Annotated in this window: 13 protein-coding genes and 1 pseudogene; 7 read left to right on the top strand and 7 right to left on the bottom strand. The window is 41.4% G+C overall.

Going from position 1 to position 18,726, the window contains the following annotated elements:
- Positions 1-178 precede the first annotated feature (178 nt).
- Positions 179-799, bottom strand: a complete 621-nt coding sequence (locus tag J8Z24_RS20620) for an arylesterase (protein ID WP_128732374.1) — start codon at positions 797-799, stop codon at positions 179-181.
- Between J8Z24_RS20620 and J8Z24_RS20625 the strand changes: the two genes are divergently transcribed.
- The 6 genes and pseudogenes from J8Z24_RS20625 to J8Z24_RS20650 all read left to right on the top strand — a co-directional run bounded on the left by J8Z24_RS20625 (position 798) and on the right by J8Z24_RS20650 (position 9,016).
- The gene (locus J8Z24_RS20625) at positions 798-1,511 is read left to right on the top strand and encodes an ABC transporter ATP-binding protein (RefSeq protein WP_125251234.1); all 714 of its coding nucleotides are present in this window, start codon (positions 798-800) and stop codon (positions 1,509-1,511) included. The genes J8Z24_RS20620 and J8Z24_RS20625 overlap by 2 nt on opposite strands.
- Positions 1,501-4,002, top strand: coding sequence for an ABC transporter permease (locus J8Z24_RS20630; protein WP_252095765.1), 2,502 nt, complete (start codon positions 1,501-1,503; stop codon positions 4,000-4,002). Before J8Z24_RS20625 ends, J8Z24_RS20630 begins: the two co-directional genes overlap by 11 nt.
- Before the next feature lie 150 nt (positions 4,003-4,152).
- Positions 4,153-4,770: an HAD family hydrolase gene (locus J8Z24_RS20635; protein WP_128732372.1), complete on the top strand. Its 618-nt coding sequence runs from the start codon at positions 4,153-4,155 to the stop codon at positions 4,768-4,770.
- Between the two features lie 480 nt (positions 4,771-5,250).
- On the top strand, positions 5,251-5,757 hold the full coding sequence (locus J8Z24_RS20640) for a hypothetical protein (RefSeq protein ID WP_128732371.1): 507 nt from the start codon (positions 5,251-5,253) through the stop codon (positions 5,755-5,757).
- 168 nt (positions 5,758-5,925) lie between these two features.
- A pseudogene (locus J8Z24_RS20645) lies at positions 5,926-6,081 on the top strand (NAD-dependent epimerase/dehydratase family protein); the annotation flags it as partial.
- A gap of 250 nt (positions 6,082-6,331) precedes the next feature.
- A complete protein-coding gene (locus J8Z24_RS20650; RefSeq protein WP_252095766.1) occupies positions 6,332-9,016 on the top strand; it encodes a hypothetical protein in 2,685 nt (894 codons plus the stop codon).
- Positions 9,017-9,396: 380 nt separating this feature from the next.
- Here J8Z24_RS20650 and J8Z24_RS20655 read toward each other — a convergent pair whose 3' ends face one another.
- On the bottom strand, positions 9,397-9,888 hold the full coding sequence (locus J8Z24_RS20655; RefSeq protein ID WP_252095767.1) for a VOC family protein: 492 nt from the start codon (positions 9,886-9,888) through the stop codon (positions 9,397-9,399).
- A gap of 121 nt (positions 9,889-10,009) precedes the next feature.
- On the opposite strand from J8Z24_RS20655, the gene J8Z24_RS20660 reads away from it, so the two are divergent.
- Positions 10,010-10,903, top strand: coding sequence for a LysR family transcriptional regulator (locus J8Z24_RS20660; RefSeq protein ID WP_176032628.1), 894 nt, complete (start codon positions 10,010-10,012; stop codon positions 10,901-10,903).
- Between the two features lie 143 nt (positions 10,904-11,046).
- On the opposite strand, the gene J8Z24_RS20665 is transcribed toward J8Z24_RS20660, so the two are convergent.
- The 5 genes from J8Z24_RS20665 to J8Z24_RS20685 form a co-directional block, all read right to left on the bottom strand.
- Positions 11,047-11,904 (bottom strand): YDG/SRA domain-containing protein, encoded by an 858-nt coding sequence (locus J8Z24_RS20665; protein ID WP_176032627.1) that lies wholly within the window; start codon positions 11,902-11,904, stop codon positions 11,047-11,049.
- A gap of 896 nt (positions 11,905-12,800) precedes the next feature.
- Positions 12,801-13,229, bottom strand: a complete 429-nt coding sequence (locus J8Z24_RS20670; protein ID WP_128732368.1) for a nuclear transport factor 2 family protein — start codon at positions 13,227-13,229, stop codon at positions 12,801-12,803.
- A gap of 287 nt (positions 13,230-13,516) precedes the next feature.
- Positions 13,517-14,329 carry a hypothetical protein gene (locus J8Z24_RS20675; protein ID WP_176032626.1) on the bottom strand — a complete coding sequence of 271 codons (813 nt, stop codon included), beginning with the start codon at positions 14,327-14,329 and terminating at the stop codon, positions 13,517-13,519.
- A gap of 210 nt (positions 14,330-14,539) precedes the next feature.
- The gene (locus J8Z24_RS20680) at positions 14,540-17,701 is read right to left on the bottom strand and encodes an EAL domain-containing protein (RefSeq protein ID WP_252095768.1); all 3,162 of its coding nucleotides are present in this window, start codon (positions 17,699-17,701) and stop codon (positions 14,540-14,542) included.
- The gene (locus tag J8Z24_RS20685; protein WP_147391304.1) at positions 17,691-18,647 is read right to left on the bottom strand and encodes a cytochrome-c peroxidase; all 957 of its coding nucleotides are present in this window, start codon (positions 18,645-18,647) and stop codon (positions 17,691-17,693) included. The genes J8Z24_RS20680 and J8Z24_RS20685 overlap by 11 nt, the downstream gene beginning before the upstream one ends.
- Between the last annotated feature and the right edge of the window lie 79 nt (positions 18,648-18,726).

Here is an 18,726-nt window from a genome sequence, read left to right on the forward strand (position 1 = left end):
GCGTCTCAGGTTATTAATAAGGCTGTATTTCCTTGGCACAAGCTAAATCAGTGTAGTGGTATCCGCTATCTATGCTGCCCAAAAACTAAAACACCACCAAACCCGCAGGATTGCGGGTTTTTTAATACAGTCAACCAACTATCCGCAAAGCGATAAGCATCATGCAAAGCGGGCTGTGCTACTCAGCTAACCATTGGTTAATGGCATTATACATAAAGTCTCTGATGATCGGCTGTGCTGCTTTATTAGGGTGTAAATTATCATCTTGCATTAGTTCGGGCTTACCTGCTATCTCAAGCATAAAATAAGGCATCAGGTGACTCTTTGTTTGTTCTGTTACTTGTTGGTAGCTTTGCGTAAACATAGTGGTGTAGCGCGGCCCTAAATTAGGAGGAATTTGGATTTCCATTACAGCCACTTTCGCGCCGAACTGCTGGCTCGAAACAACAAGCTCAGTAAGATTGGCTCGTAATCGCTTGATTGGGAACCCTCGTAGCCCGTCATTCCCACCTAATTCAATCAGTACATGGGATGGGGCAATAGTTTGTAATTGTTGATCAATTTTAGCTAGAGCATTACCAGTTGTTTGGCCGCTGACACTCACATTGATAATTTCGATCGGATTTTGTTCTGCTTCGTATTTATTTTGTAACAATTTAACCCAGCCATCGTCTTGTTTCAGGCCATAAGCGGCGCTTAAGCTATCACCAACTATCATGAGTTTTTGCTTGGCATTTGCGCTAATAGGCGCCATTAAAATAACAAGTATGAACAACAACTTTAGGAAATAGTACTTCATGTCAGTGCTTTCTCAGTTAAATATGATCCAAGTAAAAGACCTTACTAAACAGGTCTCTACAGTTGAAGGTAATCTAACTATCCTTAGTGATATAAATTTCACTGTCAAGTCTGGCGAGTCCGTCGCCATCGTCGGAGCCTCAGGCTCAGGCAAGTCTACCTTGCTAAGTTTACTCGCAGGGCTAGACATCGCCTCCAAAGGAGAGGTTCACTTGGACGGTGAGCCGCTGCAAACAATGGATGAAGAAGCCAGAGCGCAACTACGCGCGGAAAAGGTTGGCTTTGTATTTCAATCTTTTATGCTGGTTCAAAGCCTAACCGCTCTTGAAAATGTCATGCTTCCTGCAGAACTAGCTGGGGACAAAGGTGCAAAAAATCAAGCAACAGAGCTATTAGAAAAGGTCGGCTTATCACACCGCTTAACCCACTACCCATCACAGCTTTCAGGTGGTGAGCAGCAACGAGTGGCCATTGCGAGAGCCTTTGTTGGCAAACCTAAAATTCTATTTGCTGATGAGCCGTCGGCTAACTTGGACAGTAAGAATGGCCACCTTATCGAGCGCTTACTATTTGACCTAAACAAAGAAAATGGCACGACCTTAGTGTTAGTTACACATGATGAGCAACTCGCCCAACAATGCGATCGAATCATTCATATTGAAGCGGGTAAGCTGGAGGTAATAAAACAAGGAGCATCGGTTAATGTGGTTTAAGTTAGCACTCACTTTATTCTCTAGAGAGTTAAGAAGAGGCGAGCTAACCATCATTCTTGCAGCGATTGCGCTTGCTGTACTGACGGTGTTTAGCTTATCTTCGATTACCGAGCGGATCCGCTTGAATATAGAGCAAAAATCCGCAGATTTTATCGCAGCCGATAGAAGGCTATCGAGTAACCATGACTTTGATGACAGAGTCTTGACCACCGCACAAGATTTTGGCTTAAACACCGCAAAACAGGTCTACTTTGACTCTATGTTATTTGCCAATGACGAGCTCGTTTTAGGCTCGCTCAAAGCAGTGACAGATACTTATCCACTCAGAGGCGAGCTAACATTAAGAGATCAACTTGATGGAGAGAATTACCAAGCTCAAGCTGCGCCCAAAAAAGGCAATGTATGGCTCAGTGAAGGCTTATTTTACTCACTTGGTCTCAAAATTGGTGATGAGGTAGAAATAGGAGCTGGACAGTTTACTGTGAGTAAAGTACTCATTAACGAACCCGATGCCCCCTTCTTCTCACTCGCGGGGAATAAACGTGTACTTATTAATTATGACGATATCCCTGTGACTAAGGCTATTCAGCCAGGAAGTCGCGTATTTTATCGATTACTGTTTTCAGGCTCCGAGCAGCAGTTGGCAGACTACTACACATGGCTCAAACCACAACTCAAAAACAACCAGTCTTGGCAGGGAATAAAAGATAGACAGTCCCCTCTTGGAGAGAACTTAGCCCGATCAGAGAGCTTTTTACTCCTAGCGGGGTTATTCGGGATCATGCTCGCAGCGGTAGCAATGGCGGTTTCTGCAAAGCGCTACTGCGAACGTCAGTATGACCCAGTAGCCATGATGAAAACCTTAGGTGGAAGCAGAAAAACTATTCGCCGTATTTATCTGCTACACCTATCTTTGGTTACGTTTTTTTCTGTTATTTTGGGTCTTGCAATTGGCTATGTATTACAAAGCGTAGGAGCATCTTATCTAGTAACCTTTATGGATACCACCTTGCCGAAAGCTAGCTTTAGACCTTGGCTTCTGAGTATTGCGGTGGGAGTCGTCTGCGCCATGATGTTCTCGTTAAAGCCGTTATTAGATTTATTTGACATTCCGCCGCTACGCGTCCTTAGGCGCAACCTGGGAGACACCATTGCAGTTAGCCGGATCCATATGGCGCTCTCAGTGTTCACTATTTTTGGCTTAATGTGGCTATTTAGTCGTGATATTAAGATCACTGCGATTTTGTTCGGTGCAACTTCACTACTCATGGCGGTATTGTTCGTTATCTCACGACTGCTGTTTTCAGCAGGTCGAAAACTTGGACTAAGCCCGGGCTCAAGCTGGTCTTTGGCTATTGCTACCTTGCAAAAACGCGCTAATGCAAACGCGATACAGCTTATAAGCTTTGCTCTGGCTATCAAACTAATGCTGTTTTTAGTGGTGCTTAAAAACGACATGATCTCAGATTGGCAAATGCAAGTGCCACAAGACGCGCCAAATGCGTTCTTTATCAATATCTCGGAACAAGAAATTCAGCCAATGCAACAACAGCTGGATGACAGTGGTATTAAACATGAACATTTTTATCCCGTCTTTTTAGGTCGAGTCAATGCCCTAAACGGAGAAGTGTTTGCACGTCGAGTGTCACTTCAAGAAGGTGAAGAGAAAGACGATGAAGCGCGAGAAGGGGTAGGGCGAGAACTCAACCTAACATGGCTTAATACACTACCAGAGGGCAATGAAGTTGTTGACGGCCAATGGTTTGATGACTCTGATACACTTCAAGTTTCGGTTGCACAAGGACTTGCTGAACGTGTAGGAATTAAGGTCGGCGATACGCTTAGCTTTTTGATTAATAGTCAGACGCTTGACGCTAAAGTAACAAGTTTACGTAGTGTCAACTGGGGGTCGTTAAAGCCAAACTTTGTGATGATATTTAACGATCAAATTGCTGGCCAATTTCCAGTGACCTATTTTACTGCTGCTAAGTTAAAAGAAACAGACACGAAAGTAATCAGCCAATTTTTGAAAGATTACCCGACTATCAGCATGATAGATATTCAAAGTAGACTCAAACAAGCGCAGTCTATGATTTCTCAAGTCTCTTTGGCTATCAGTTTTGTCTTGAGTATTGTACTGATAAGTGGTGCTTTAGTTCTTATATCGCAAGTTCAAGCGAGCCTTGCAGAGCGGATGCAAGAGATTGTTATCTTGCGTACTCTTGGCGCCAAAGGGCGGCTCATTAAATTAGCAACACTTTACGAGTTTTTGCTACTCGGAGCACTCGCAGGACTCGTTGCAGCCGTTGTAAGCGACGTTACTCTGTTGGTGATCCAGATCCAAACCTTTGATGTTGATGGTCGATTGCATCCATATATATGGGTACTTGGACCTGCCACAGGTGCAACATTTGTAGCAACTATCGGCTATTTTATGGTTGCAAAGACCATGAAGCAAAACACCCAAGGCCTCTTACGCAAACTGGCTTAATACCGTTAACCAGAATCTAGACTCACCCATGTAAAGGTGAGTCTAAATAATGGGCCAAAACTCTCTCACCTTGATCTTTACAAACCCCAATTACGTACCTACCTTTAACTAGGGCTGCGCAGTACTAATGCAAAACCAAAGGATATCAAAATGGATAGGATACCGGTTAAAGGCATCATATTTGACTTAGATGGCACATTAGTGACATCGGAACTTGATTTTTCTCTTATTCGGGCACAGATTGGGTGTCCGTCAGGACATGATTTACTCAGTTATATCAACTCATTGCCATCTCCATATATGCGAGAAGAAGCAATGAATATAGTGCACCAACATGAGCTTTGCGACGCACAACATTGTGAAGTGATACCTGGGGTGAAGCCAGTGCTAACGCAGCTTTCTCAGATGGGTGTACCACTTGCTGTGGTCACCAGAAACTTTGCTAAAGCGGCACATTTAAAATTAAAAGCGACGGGACTCCCTATACCTCTGACACTCACCAGAGATGATGCCCCCGCCAAGCCAGATCCAACGGCACTCCTGCGAGTCGCCCAAACATGGCAAGTTCCTTCTTATCAATGTGTATATGTCGGAGATTACTTATATGATATACAGGCCGCACACAATGCTCAGATGCCTTCATGTCTATTTGCTCCTAACAATATACCGCATTACGCGGAGCAAGCAGATATTGTCATTAGGGACTTTTCACAACTTGTAGATGCGTTATGCACACTCGATATTAACAGGTGTCGAGATTTGGCTTGATACAAGTAGCAAGTTTTATATTGACTGTGCGCTTGTATCCTCTTTTAAAGCACCTCTATTGCTAACGTGTTTATTGGAGGTGTAGCACTCTATCTCTGTATTGTGAGGTAAGCGTAATCACTCAGATCCAACATTATACCAATTTGACTTAATACTTGCTCAGTTTGAAGGAGTAAATCTGACGCGAACAGCGTTAAAAATTTCTTATTTAGAACAACTAAATAGCAAAATTTTTGCCAGGTTATCGACAAGATTTTCTCGCCTCAAAGTAGACCACTTAATTAAGAAAATTGGTATTACCTAGCTACTGCATAATACCACTTTCTTTGTCACGAAAAGTGGTAAAAGTTCATACAGGTGTAGTAAAGTGGTGTGACGCTTTTTTGGCAAAAATAGGAAAGTCCGTCTTACTCATTTACTTTGGATGACTCATACTCTATCCAAATCTTAGATTACGTAAGGCAGTAGTTAGGATACATAATGATAAATAAAAACACGCTAATTGCAGTATATGAAAGTGTATTAATTACACTGCTTAACGAGCGCAAAAGCGCACTACATTTTTATATTAATCAAAACGCTTTTTCACATATGTCTCTCTCGGTTGAATTTTGGCACTATGATATTAATTGGCAAATTCACAGTCATCCAGAAACGCATTTTTCTCCTCACCAGCACTTTTTAGCTGCCCCATTTATTACCTTGTCTGACTTTGAGGAAGATCACTCTCACGTCTATGAATTAAGAGATATAATGGAGAGTTGGGAAAAGCTAGAGCAAGATGGTGATGGTACCTTAGAGGATATGTTATGTTTACTCTCACATGAAGCACTCGCTGAAGCATTAAATAAAAACACGGTTAAGTCGTTACTATTGACTCTTTTTTCAGAAAACCCAGCTTTACAAACAAAGTCACTGCATGAACTGGTCATCGTAAAGGATCCTGATGGCCGCTTTGATAAAAATTTCATGAATGTTGCTGCATAGCCGCCAACATTCATAAGGCACATCAATTTACCGTAAAATCTAGAGTCACGAAAAAGTGTAAGCCCCCTTTGTAAAGGGGCTTTACATAAACCAAAGCCCTTCCTTTGTATTGTAGCCTGACACTGAGGCGAATAGATTTAGGATTCACCTGATTGTTACCTGTGAGCAAGGAGGTGGTCGTTGCCATCAAGCTTAGACCGTGTATATGACTCCTCGGCAGGACAAGAAAAATTAAGTTGGTTACCCAAGCATAGTTTTGCTAGCGTGTTGGATATGTTAGATAGCGAAATAGCGGAGGTATTACCTGTTACAAAGAGCAGCTAGGAAGCTATTTACTTATGGCAGCTGCCATATGGGTTTCTTCAATTCATCGAGTTCAGAGTAAAATCGTTGAATAACTTTTAGGAAACCTACAAATTTAAAGGGGTTATCAGCGACGTTGCTTAGTCGTTTCACTTTGCTATTTCGTTGCCATATATCATAGTGTTTATTTAAGTATAAAATCCAACACAAATACCATATTGATAATTCAGTTCTGAATTAAGATAATTACTCAGGTCATAAGGAGATTAATATGAGAACCCATTTACTTTCTATTGTATTGGCTAATAGCATAAGTATGCACGCATTGGCCGATCAGTCGCATTTAGTCAATGCGGATTTTGAACAAGGCTATAACGAATTTACGGCCTCTAACCCACAAACAGCGCAATTAACTTTAAACCAAATTGAACCTATCTCTGGGCTACAAAGTTTGCAGCTCTCGTTAACTAACTGGAGTAGCGGTAGCTACAGCTATTTCTATCCTTGGGGGCAAGCACCAACGCTTTTAGGCGTGACGCTCAGGGCAAAAGTGAAGCTACTTAACCCAGTTCAAGGTGGAACATTACAGCTTCGCAGTTTAGTGAAGGTGAACAGTGGTCAACATATTCAAGACAGTATCAATTTGAATCCGTTCACAGAGCAAATTCAAACAATTTGTCAGCCCATCATATTGCCTGAAGATGAACAAGTTACAGGATACTCTATCGCCTTAGCGTTGCAAGGAGGTACAGCAGAGGTGTTGCTTGATGATGTGACATTAACCCCTAATTTGCCAAACGAAGCATGTGCCTCAGATATTGATGACGGTATACATAATAACCCCAGTTTAGAGCCAAGTTATTTGCTCCCCGCTGATAGAATAGCTCGGCTTGCTCAAGCCGCTCAGAAAGAAACCCCAGCTTGGCAAACTTTCCAGAGTAAGCTTGCTGCCAACCTTGCAAAAGAGCGTATATATAATACTTGGGACTACGCTGGCGCGTACGCGCTAAGCTATCGAATAACAGGAAATAAAATACATGGCACAAAAGCCAAGCAGCTATTTTTAGAGCGATACGTAAGTGAGCCGATCGTAGGGTGGCAGTATTACAGCAATCGAAACTTGTTTCGCTCACAGGCCCGTTGGTCGCAGTATACGTACGCATGGGCGAAGACCATGTTTAGTGAACAACAGCAACGGGATATTGAAGCGATCTTTGCGTTATGGGGCGACTACTGGCTTGATTACTTGGGCTATAGTGATGACTTTTCGAAAATGCGCTGGCAGGACACAGATGAAGTCACCTCGCTAGCGGAAAACCTTTCTTTACTGGGTATGACGCTACAAAACGCTCATGATCCTCAGATCCGGGAGAAAAGCACACAGTACTTAAACGCCGGAGATCGATTGTTAAAAGAATACGTTGTCGATAAGTTTATGGATGATGTTATGGCTGGCGGCGTATGGGCTGAGGGTATTGATTATAGCCCTGGTACTATGATGCACTGGATGCGCTTGTACATGTACAATAAAGAGCTACGTAATATTGATTATCCAAACGATTACGCAGAGCAGGTAGTACTGGCTTATCTCCATCAAACCTTGGCTGGTGGCACAGGTATGTACTTTTATGGTGATCAGGAGCATGTTGATGATTACGTGCCTCTCTCAGGTGATCATCGCTATGCCATGATGCTGCACTTAATCGCTATGGTCGAAAATCCAGAGCGCCGAATTCAGGCTCAAGCTTGGCTTGAACAAGTCATCGAAAAAGAGGGCTATCCAAACGGCTCAATGGACACGGGATTAGAGCGCGTGTTATTCGAACCAGAAGAACCAATCAGTGAGGCACCACAGCAGCCCGGCACATTTTTTTATGCGCCTGGAACAGGGCTAGTCGCATCACGTTCTGATTGGTCTCGTTCAGCAACCAACTTGTATTTTTTGAATAGCCCGGCGATTGTAGACCATCAACATTTCGATACACTCTCATTTGATATAGCTCATGCTGGAAAATGGATAACCAAAGAGATGACCGGGTATGGTAAGTTTGCTATTAACTCAACAGCCCATAATACCATCTTAATTGAGAATGCCACTCATGATGGCTCTTCTAATCCAGCACACAGAGCGGCTGGTCGTGGTCAATATGTTACTTTATACGATAGTCCTAAAATGAGCTTCATCGCAGCACGTGCCGAACAAACCTATAATATGTTGGGTTATTGGCAAGCAAGTTACGCGAAAAAAATCGCAAGACAACTGGTTTTTTTAAAGCCCAATATCGTTCTGGTTTACGATAGCATTGAAACTGAGCCAAGTGTGATCCGTGACTTAATGCAATATCATCAAGAACTTGGATTACAGGCAGGTGATCAGTACGTGCGCAGCGTGAAGCAAAATCAACGCTTTTTAGCACAACCTATATTCGATGGTGATAGGGTGTCGAGCATAAATGACGGGAAAGAGTTTATCTATCAGCCCATTTTACCTAAAGACTATACTTTATCGATAGTTGACGAGACTCAGTATTATCAAGATGTACTGACCTATCAGGCTCCATTGAACCAGCGTAAATGGCATACTCAATTAGAAGCAAATACCCCCCAAGTCAATAATGACCTGCTGTCAGTGTTAAGTTTTGCAGATGTAGGTGAGGTGCCTGAAGTTAATGTACAAGAACTTGATGAAGTATCGCCTTCTCATTTAGGGGTGTATGTGCAAGCTGCTGGAAGGGTAGATGAGATAGTCTTATTCAGCAAAGAATTGTTATCTCCATACGCACAAGATATTTATTTCACTCAGCCTGTCGAGTCTGGGGCAACGGTCCATATTAATGGATTAGCCGCAGGTCAACGTTATCAATTACTTCACGATGGGCAACAAGTACAATTGCGCGCTGATGAACAAGGAGAGATGCTCGTGAGCGAGCAGGGTATGCTTATTTTCCATCTCTAGTATTATTTTCATGAATTTTAAAAAGCCAGCTAAAGTCATTAGCTGGTTTTTTTGTATTAAGTGTCTATATGCCAAGAGCGTCTAATAGATGCCTTTGATTTTTGAGTTATACCTACTCGCCTAATTCAGTGCGTTATTTTGAGGCGATAAAATCTTGTCGATAAACCGCGAACACGTCCTGCTATCGCCAGGGTAGCTGCATCCTGTAGGCAAAGCGAATTTACGCACCAATAGCCGGTTATTGGGAGTGAATTCAACGCAGCTAGTGTCTGATTTGCTCCTTCACAATGAGCAATGTATTAACAATCATTGATATTAGGAAGGGTGAATCTCCCATAAATGTGACAAGCAAAAGGGTAGACAACTTCTACTCCTTTGTTTTATTCGTAGTCTGATGCGTAAGTATCTTCATAAGAGTGAGAGTAAAACTCGAATAGGTTACCAAATGGGTCTTCTAAATAAACCATTTGCGCTTGCTTGAGTTCATCTTCAGGGTGGTAACGATGAATATCCATACGAACTTTGCCACCATACTCTTCAACACGTTTAATCGCAGTATCAAACTGCTCTTTTGGCAGCTGTAAACAAAAATGAAAGATACCAAGGCGAGAAAAATCAACGTGATGGCGATCTTCGCGCTCAACCATTTCAAAAAGCTCAACACCAATACCATCAGAAGTGACTAAGTGAGCAATATTGAAGCCTTTGAAGCCCTCACCGAATACCGCAATACACATGCGACCAATCGCTGATTCTCGCTCTTCTATCACCTTGATGTTATTCATTACTATTCTGAGGCCTAGCGCTTTGGTGTAAAACTCAACCGCTTTGTCCATATTGCCAACCATAATACCGACATGATTCATTTTCATAAATTTCTCCAACATTTTTCAATAGCAACTCGACTTAGTCAGTAAATTCTATGGCGAGACATTGATTATATGAAATTATCAATTATTATTAATTCAATAATTTATTGTTATGGCTTTGTTTGTGCTCAATCCAGTTTGGTTAGAAACATTTATTACCTTAGTTGATACGGGGCATTTTACAAAAACCGCCGAGAAGCTGTATATGACTCAACCGGGAGTTAGCCAGCATATCAGCAAACTTGAGGAATCGTGTGGATATAATTTAATTAGAAGAGATAAGAAGTCATTCGCGGTTACCGAGCAAGGTCGGTTAGTGTACAACTATGCCAAAGCATTGATCAGGGAGGAAAAGCTGCTCTTTGAGCAATTAAATTTTGACGACCCTTTATCAGGAGAGTGTACTTTAGCATGTTCTGGCTCAGTAGCCTTATTGCTTTACCCAAAGTTATTACAACTTCAAGTTCAACACCCCAATATTCATATTAATATTAAAGCAGCACCAAATCATCAAATTTTGACTGACATCAAAAACGGCCAGATTGATCAAGGAATTGTAACCGATATACCCAATGAGAGTTTCTTTGATTTTGAAACGCTTGGTCAAGAAGAGCTCTGCTTGATTTTACCACAACAGGCCAATACTAGTGATCGATACGCGCCCTTACTTTTAGAGTTAGGACTAATCAATCACCCAGATGCCGAGCATTATTTATCTTTGTATTTTAAGCAATCCAAAGAGCAAGAACTAACACAACTAGATGTTAGTAAAATCCCTATCGTTGGTTCAATTAACCAAATTAGTCAAATCTTAGAGCCAATCGCTCAAGGTGTGGGCTTTACTGTGCTACCAAAAAGTGCTGTCGGCGGCTTTCATAGCCCTGAGCATTTACAAGTTTTGCGGCCAACACAGCCAGTAATGGAAAGTTTATATTTGGTCTGTAAAAAAAACAGAGCATTGCCCGCTCGTTATCACGCCTTTAATACAATTATTCGGCAGATATGGGCGTTTAACTGATACTAGTACTTAGCCAAAGTTCGGCTAAGTACCAATAACAGAAAAATGGCAAAATATAAGTTGAGTTGTTCTGGGCTGCAACGAGTGCCAGCGCTAATTTCAAGTGTAAACTTAAGACTGGTTATTGATGCAGAAGTCTTTTGTTAGGTATCTTTTAGATAATGTCTTCGATGGTACTTGATAAACTCCAAATTAATATGATGCTTTTTTACCACCCTAAGTTTACCCTCAATACCACCAATAAGTTCTAATTTATCACTTATAGTAAATCCACCATTATCAAACATAACATGATGGTTAGGGCATAGACACAAGAGATTGCTTTCTATATCAGGCCCATTATGTGGCTCACCCAAAGGCTTTATATGGGCTGCTTCAGCATACAAACCTGCGCTTGTTTCAATTGCAGTCCCACATACTTGGCATTTGTAATTATACCAAGACTTCACATTTTTAGCTTTTTGATAGTTTCTTACAATGCGATTTACGGTTGATGGTTTTCTATCTGGTGCGTTATATGGATTAGCAGGCTCTTTCACTATGTTGCCAGTAGATAAAGGCCCCTGAGCGATTAACCTGTACCTCCACACTTTATAACCTGATTTTCCTGTTTCGTACCAAAAGCTTTCTACGCTATAGAGTCCTACATAGAGGTAACCTTTTATGGGGCTTAATTCATGTTTATGTTTGTGTCCTCGGGTTACTCGGACCGGAAGGTTTTCTATTTTGTTTTTAGCTAAGGCTAAATTTACGCCATCTAGTTTTTGATCTGAAATTTGTTTACCATTTTTTTGGCCGCCAGCACCTGTATAAATGATAACGTCACCAAAATCTTCGTCATCTTCATATCCCCCTGATAGCACTATAGAGTCTGCTCCCTCGTTTTTTCCGCCACTTATTCCGGCAACTAAAGGGGAATGAACTTTAGCTCTAGCTAAAGATTTTCTATCATCAAAGAGATCACCTGGACTAATTCCATCTATCTCACCGAAAATGCGCATCTAAATCCTTGTATACATAACGCTTTGTTAAGTAATAGCGAGTTACTACTATATTCAAATAAAGTATGTGTAATGACTAAATTCAGCCGACCCCTAGTCGCTGAAAATTAGCTGCCTACATGGGTGATTTGTTATCCGTGTTTTACACAGACGCTTATACATCATCAGGTGTACAAATCCTTTTAAAAGGAAACTCGTACGGGCTGTTGCTACTCTTCCAAAGACACTCCGATCGCTCAAGTACTTCCTCGGTTAACCCACCAGAGAACATGACTTTCCTCTGCTATACCATCAACCAGATCCAGATTATCAACAAAATCTTTGATTTCCGGGGGACCCGATGGGTACCTCGCCAATGCTACATTCAACTATGCTAACTTCATTATTTTTTCCACATTTCCCTCCACCGATAAACTTTCCACTGCGTATAACAATTTGCAGGTGAGGCTTTGTAAACCCAACATCAATTCTAATTTAACATATTGAAAAGTATATTAAATAATAAAATGAATTTACTGTCTACAATTGGCGTTTCTCACCTACAGCTACCAACCAGATAACATACAAACCTCTACTATGAGCTTAGGAATAAACGACTACAGTTGAGTCTGCTAACGCTAAGCGACTTTTCATTGTCGCTAAAGCACCGAGAAACACCTAGCCTGCATCTAGAGTAATAACAAGTGTCTGGCTACTCAAATTTGAGAAAAGGGTAGAAATACATGCAAGCTCTTTCCGCTCTTTGACTGAATGAACACTATCACAATAAGATTGACACAGACTGCTGTTCATAGACAACACTGGAAGTGTGACGACGTCAAAGTGGCTTGGTAATCACACTTACTTATCAAACTGTTTAGTCTAAAGTTTATATTTTTATCGTAGCTCTTGTTGCATTAGAGTGTCACTCTAGACAGCGTGGCTATTCTTTCAGAATCACGACTTGGAAAGTCTGGGTCTACGTAAATGTACATTCTAGCTATCAAATTATCATTACATTCAAATACACTACAAAAGCGCCCTGATGATATATGATTATCCGGCCACTTTGTGCCATCGCGCATAACTCCGCCCTCTTGCCCTTCTACCACAACAGTATTCCCAGAGACAATAAAGTTAAATTGCTCAATATCATGCCAAATACTATTGAGTGAGCTCCCTATCTTGTCACCAAACTCTAGTAATGCTTGTTTGCCAACCGCATCGCCAAATTTGGGGAAAAAGAATGTAACTTCGTCGTGAAACAGGTCTATATAGGTCGGATCTCCAGCATCTATCTTTTCAAAGTAGGCTTTCACCAACGTGATAAGGCTGTTTTTTTCCATATTTGAATTACTCCTTGTAATTGGATTGTCGCCATAGTTAATTAGGGCGAAACGCCAAAAAGCAATATACACAGCTCAATAATCAGATAAAGAAATCTGGCTTTGAGTAAGAAGCCATACTCAAACGCGCAATTTTCAATAAGGTATGTGAGTTATCTGATACATATCTGTCTTGGCAGATTCATATTGAACCTGCCCATGACACCTGTACACTAGCTTTGGGTGAGTAGCCTTGCAAAATATCGTTGTTAACGAAGCATGCTCCCTTGGGGTAACTCGTAGATAAATTATGATTCAGGACATATCTCATCTGTGAGCTCAAATACCGCGTCAATCGCTCCGACACAAGAAAGGTAAACAGCCCGAGTTTTTCCATCAAGAAAGTATTTAAACAGGAGCTTTTTTTGATCGACCCATTTAGGGTAAAAGCTATGTTGTTCCGATGAGGAAATATAGACTTTAAACGGTTTATCTATTTTGCTTATCTCGTGCGTTTTTGAGCTATTTCCTGCACTATCCTTCTGCATTATACAATTATCATATTGATAATGTGACGTTTTAATACTCAAGGAGTGATGATCCCAGCTTTTTTCATCAATGTCCAACTGAGAGTCTTGTGTTATCGGTTTCGCATTACCGCTTAGTGGAACAAATTTATATTCAACTGTTGAGTCAAACCCGTCATCGAAAGAGTAATAGTACGACCACGTGCTGGAATACATTGAAGAATTAATGCGCTCGATAATTGCTTGCTGCTCTTTCTGGTGAATATCATTGGAAAAAAATCCAGAAGCATTTAAGATTTGTAACTGAGAAGGTATTTCAAATTTAGCGGGGTTCCCGATTAAATAAAGTGAGGAATTTTCTTTTTGCTCCTTCATTAATCGGTCGTCATCATCCCTTTTGTCAGCGGGAATAACTTGATTTCTATGGGAGCCTGCCAGAACAAGCTTAAACCCAGTTTTATTTACTAATGTCGTGGAGCACTCACTATCCAGCTTATCGGTTACTTTGGATTTGTGGAACACAGAGCTTATGAGCCCATCAACTTTCTTTAACTCCTTAAGCCCTTTCTCTATTTCTTCTGGTTCTATACACATATTAACTCTCCTTTCAACAATGGTTTAATTTGTGAAAGTGACCCTTTCACAAGAACCCCTAAAGCTAGCACGCATACAACTGACCATCCATTACACTTTATTACAAGTGAGCAGCTATGAAAGGTGCAGTAGCCAAATGAAATTGGCCACAACTTTAAAGCTTGCTCAATTGACGTTTAATAATATAAATACTTCCCCCAATAAAACCTCTTAATCCAACCACAACTTATGGCAGGTTCGCTCTGAAATCAGCGTGAAGCGTTCAACCCATTCGATCAAGCCCTCAATTGCCATTGGTTTTGCATATAAATACCCTTGAACATACTGACACCCCAAGTTTTTTAGACTGTCCAGCTGACCTTGCTGCTCTACACCTTCTGCAATCACCTTTAATGAAAGACTTTTTGCCATAGACAATATTGCATTGACTAAAACCGCTGCATCTTGGTTTTGATCAATATCTTGAATAAACCCTCTGTCTATCTTTAATGTATTGATTGGAAAGCGTTTGAGGTAACTCAGCGAAGAATAACCCGTTCCAAAATCATCAATGGCTAAATTCACGCCTGTTGCTCGCAAGCTTTGTAACCACTCAGTAACCGCTTTATCGTCTTCTAATAATATGCTTTCGGTAATTTCAAGGGTCAGATTTTCAGGATGAAACCCTGATTGCTGCATAATTTGCTTAATGATAGTGGCATTAAAGCCTAACCGATATTGTTGACTCGATACATTTACCGTCAGGTAGCAATTGAGTCCGATGGCTTTATTAAGCCTACGAATATCTCCACAGGCCTGTCCTAATAGCCACTCCCCCAAAGGTGCTATCAGACCACTTTCTTCAGCCACAGGAATAAATTCTGCGGGTGAGATATATTGACCAAAATCAGTCGGCCAACGCATTAAGGCCTCTACGCCATATAGTTGGCCTGTCACAATATCTATTATGGGTTGATAATGTACGGTTATCTTTTTATGTTCTAACGCCACTCGCAGGTGTTGTTCTAATTCAACTCGGCGATTAACCTGCTGCTGCATCTCTTGTGCAAAGAAATGGTACTGATTCCGCCCAGCCTCTTTGGCTTTATACATCGCTAAATCTGCCAGTCTTAACAGCTCTTTTTGATCTTTTGCATCACCTGGTAAAATTGCGATCCCAATACTTGCACCGGTGAAAACCTCAAACCCATTAATGACAAAGGGCTCACTCAATGCTTTGACGATTTTGTCGGCAACTTGTGCAGCGTGATCTGGATGTGTAATTTGGCTAAGCAGCAGCACAAATTCATCACCGCCAAAGCGGCTTAGTGTGTCGCTTTTGCGCAGTAATTCATTTAACCGTTTTGCAACAGAGATAAGCAATACATCACCCGCTTCGTGCCCCATGGTATCGTTGATGCGTTTAAATCTATCTAAATCAATAAATAGCACCGCACTTTGATGTTTTGTGCGACTCATTCTTTTGATGTCTTGCTCAATTCGTTCAAGTAACAACGTTCGATTTGGCAATCCGGTTAGCACATCATAATAGGCTTGGTATTCAATTTGTTCTTCTTGGGCTTTACGCTCTGTCATATCAGACAAAATAGCCACATACTGCTGTACCAATCCTTTATCGTCATAAACCACACTAATCGCTAACCATTCTGGATACAAAGTACCATCTTTGCGCTTATTCCATATTTCGCTTGCCCATTGACCTTGGGTATTCAGCGTACTCCACATTTGGTCATAAAAATGTCTGTCATGCTTTCCTGAACTCAGAATATTTGGCCGTTGGCCTAATACTTCATGTTCTTCGTATCCTGTGATTTTGGTGAATGCGGGGTTGACGGCTGTGATCTCCAACTTAGCATTTGTTGTCATGATCCCTTCTTGCGTCGCATTGAAAACCGCTGCCGCAGTTTTGAGCTGTGCGCTTGCACTTTTCTGTGCGGTTATGTCTTCTTTAATCGCGATAAAATTAATTATTTCCCCTTGCTGATTCTTAATCGGAGAAATTGAGGCATATTCCCAATAATAATCACCTGACTTACGACGATTAAAAAACTCTCCGCGCCAAACTTTACCTTGCTTGATAGTTCGCCACAGTGCTTTGTAGTCTGTAAAGCCTTGTTTAGACCCCAACACCTTCGGTGTCTGACCTTTTATTTCCGCAAGTGAGTAACCTGTTACTTGCTCAAACTTAGGGTTCACATACTCAATTCGAGCTCTTGGATCGGTAATAATGATAGAAGCAGGACTTTGCTCAATTGCATGACCCCACTTTCTTAGCTCTTCTTCAGCTTGTTTAAAGGGGGATACATTAACACTGACAAATACTTGGCCATTATTGTGCGTCTTTGTTTGCTTTATTTGAAGCCAAGTACCCAAAGCTGTTTGATGTAAATTGGAGTCAGCGTTGAATATGTCACCAAATTGATGCTGCCATTGTTCTAATTTACGGGGCATGGAGGATTGGTCTTCAACAGCAAAATGTTCACACCAAGCGCTATTACAAAGCAGTAAATTGCCAGAGCGGCTAAATAATGCAAACCCCTCAGTCAGGCGCGCAACAGCGTCAGATAATGTTCTGCTGGTGCTTAGAATTTTATTTTTAGCTGCATATAAACGATTTGCAAACACAATAAGTAATAAGAACAGCACAATTGCCAGCGTCAATAGTAGTTCATTTTGTTGTTTGGCTTTTTCTAATGTCTGGCTATGGTAACGATTGTAACTACTGTAAAGCGTAGTGAAAGTATCGCTACTGGGTAAATTGAGAAACCGTTGCCTTGCCTGCTTTAACTCTGCACTCCTTGTCACCGCGACATTAAAATGCTGATAAATTAGCTTTGCTACGTCACTTTCAGATGGAATATGTGGGATAGGCTCAATAGCAAATTCATATAGCTGCCCAAGCATTAAATTTGCAAGCGCTCGATTAGCCTTTGTTGCAAGTTCGGGGTCGCTTTGTTCGAGCTCTTTCACTAACTCAGGAAGGTAGAGCAAGCTGTTTTTAATACTGGCAGCAGCTGTTTTTATTGACTCAACTTGTAATACTTTTTCACTCAATAACGCCCGATACGCTTCATATTGCCGCAGTACATCTGGATCTGTATGGTTAAATAGCTCATGCTTCTGGGTTGTGTTTAGCTCATCAATGGCGTGTGCAAGTTGCGCTAACTCATCATATTGATTGAGCTGCGCACTCAACATTTGCAGTACCGCTGCATCAAGTTTGGCATCTATGCTTTTTGCTTCAATCAATAGTGAAACTCGAGCTTGATGCACATGACTATTTATTTCTTGTTGCGAGTAAAAATACGCAAAAAGCGCAATCGGTGCACACAGCAATAATGCTTGTACACCAATAAAAGCTTTATTCCTCATTTTGTCTTTCCAAATCCATTTCGTGATGATGTCCAGCTAAACTATTAATGAATGCAACTAACTTCTGCATGTCTGTGTCAGGGATTTTTCTGCCAAGCTGGTACCTGGCCATTGCCTCGATTGCCGACTCTAAACTTGTATGACTACCGTCATGAAAAAAGTACGCTTGTTTGCTCGCGAGTCGCAAGCTCGGCACCTTAAACACAAAGCGATCTTGCTCATTTCCAGTAACGTTAAAACGGCCAAAATCCGCTTTTTTAATTGGTGTATTCCTATCGCCAAAATAATCACCAAACGTACCCATTCTGGCAAACATATTACCGCCAACATTACGTCCCTGATGACAACTAATACAACCATAGCGCTTAAATAGCTCGTAGCCCGCGATTACCGACTCAGGTAATTTTACGCTGCTATCTTTGAGCCATAAATCGAACGGTGCATTGAGCGTAATTAACGACTCTTCAAAAGTCGCTATCGCATCTTTTACTGTGTGCGGGGTTATTCCTCGCGAGTACACTTTAGCAAACTGTGCGACCAACACTTTATCTTGATTTAACTTAGCGACGACTTCTGGCCAAGTCATATCATGTTCTTTTGGGTTTAAGATAGGAGAGTCAACCTGATCATACAGCGATTGTGCGCGGCCATCCCACGCTTGACGAATATTTAAAGCGGCATTGTAAACAGTGGGAGTTTTTAGCTCACCGAGCGCGTTATTAACTCCTCTGGAAAGGGGCTTTACATCTGCACCATGACTGGGCAATTGGTGGCATGATGCACAACTGACTTGATCTCCTCGAGAAAGTCGCTTATCAAAAAAAAGCGCTCTACCTAAGCTTACTTTATCCGCATTAAGCCCCGTTATAGGCTCAAGTGGCAAAATTGGTTCATTTGCAATTCCCAATAATGGAAACGCAAAAAGCAATAAACTCCAAATTCGCATACACTTCGCCCAAGTTGCCATCTTAATGTAAAAGATAGCAACATTCGGCGTTGCAAATTTTGATTTAAAATAAGCTTAG

The organism is Pseudoalteromonas sp. SCSIO 43201 (genome assembly GCF_023716725.1).
Taxonomy (GTDB): domain Bacteria; phylum Pseudomonadota; class Gammaproteobacteria; order Enterobacterales; family Alteromonadaceae; genus Pseudoalteromonas; species Pseudoalteromonas peptidolytica.

Coding starts and splice junctions, on each gene's coding strand:
- J8Z24_RS20620 (WP_128732374.1), bottom strand. CDS start 799: ATGAAGTACTATTTCCTAAAGTTGTTGTTCATACTTGTTATTTTAATG.
- J8Z24_RS20680 (WP_252095768.1), bottom strand. CDS start 17,701: ATGAGGAATAAAGCTTTTATTGGTGTACAAGCATTATTGCTGTGTGCA.
- J8Z24_RS20635 (WP_128732372.1), top strand. CDS start 4,153: ATGGATAGGATACCGGTTAAAGGCATCATATTTGACTTAGATGGCACA.
- J8Z24_RS20675 (WP_176032626.1), bottom strand. CDS start 14,329: ATGTGTATAGAACCAGAAGAAATAGAGAAAGGGCTTAAGGAGTTAAAG.
- J8Z24_RS20640 (WP_128732371.1), top strand. CDS start 5,251: ATGATAAATAAAAACACGCTAATTGCAGTATATGAAAGTGTATTAATT.
- J8Z24_RS20650 (WP_252095766.1), top strand. CDS start 6,332: ATGAGAACCCATTTACTTTCTATTGTATTGGCTAATAGCATAAGTATG.
- J8Z24_RS20665 (WP_176032627.1), bottom strand. CDS start 11,904: ATGCGCATTTTCGGTGAGATAGATGGAATTAGTCCAGGTGATCTCTTT.
- J8Z24_RS20625 (WP_125251234.1), top strand. CDS start 798: ATGTCAGTGCTTTCTCAGTTAAATATGATCCAAGTAAAAGACCTTACT.
- J8Z24_RS20655 (WP_252095767.1), bottom strand. CDS start 9,888: ATGAAAATGAATCATGTCGGTATTATGGTTGGCAATATGGACAAAGCG.
- J8Z24_RS20630 (WP_252095765.1), top strand. CDS start 1,501: ATGTGGTTTAAGTTAGCACTCACTTTATTCTCTAGAGAGTTAAGAAGA.
- J8Z24_RS20685 (WP_147391304.1), bottom strand. CDS start 18,647: ATGCGAATTTGGAGTTTATTGCTTTTTGCGTTTCCATTATTGGGAATT.
- J8Z24_RS20670 (WP_128732368.1), bottom strand. CDS start 13,229: ATGGAAAAAAACAGCCTTATCACGTTGGTGAAAGCCTACTTTGAAAAG.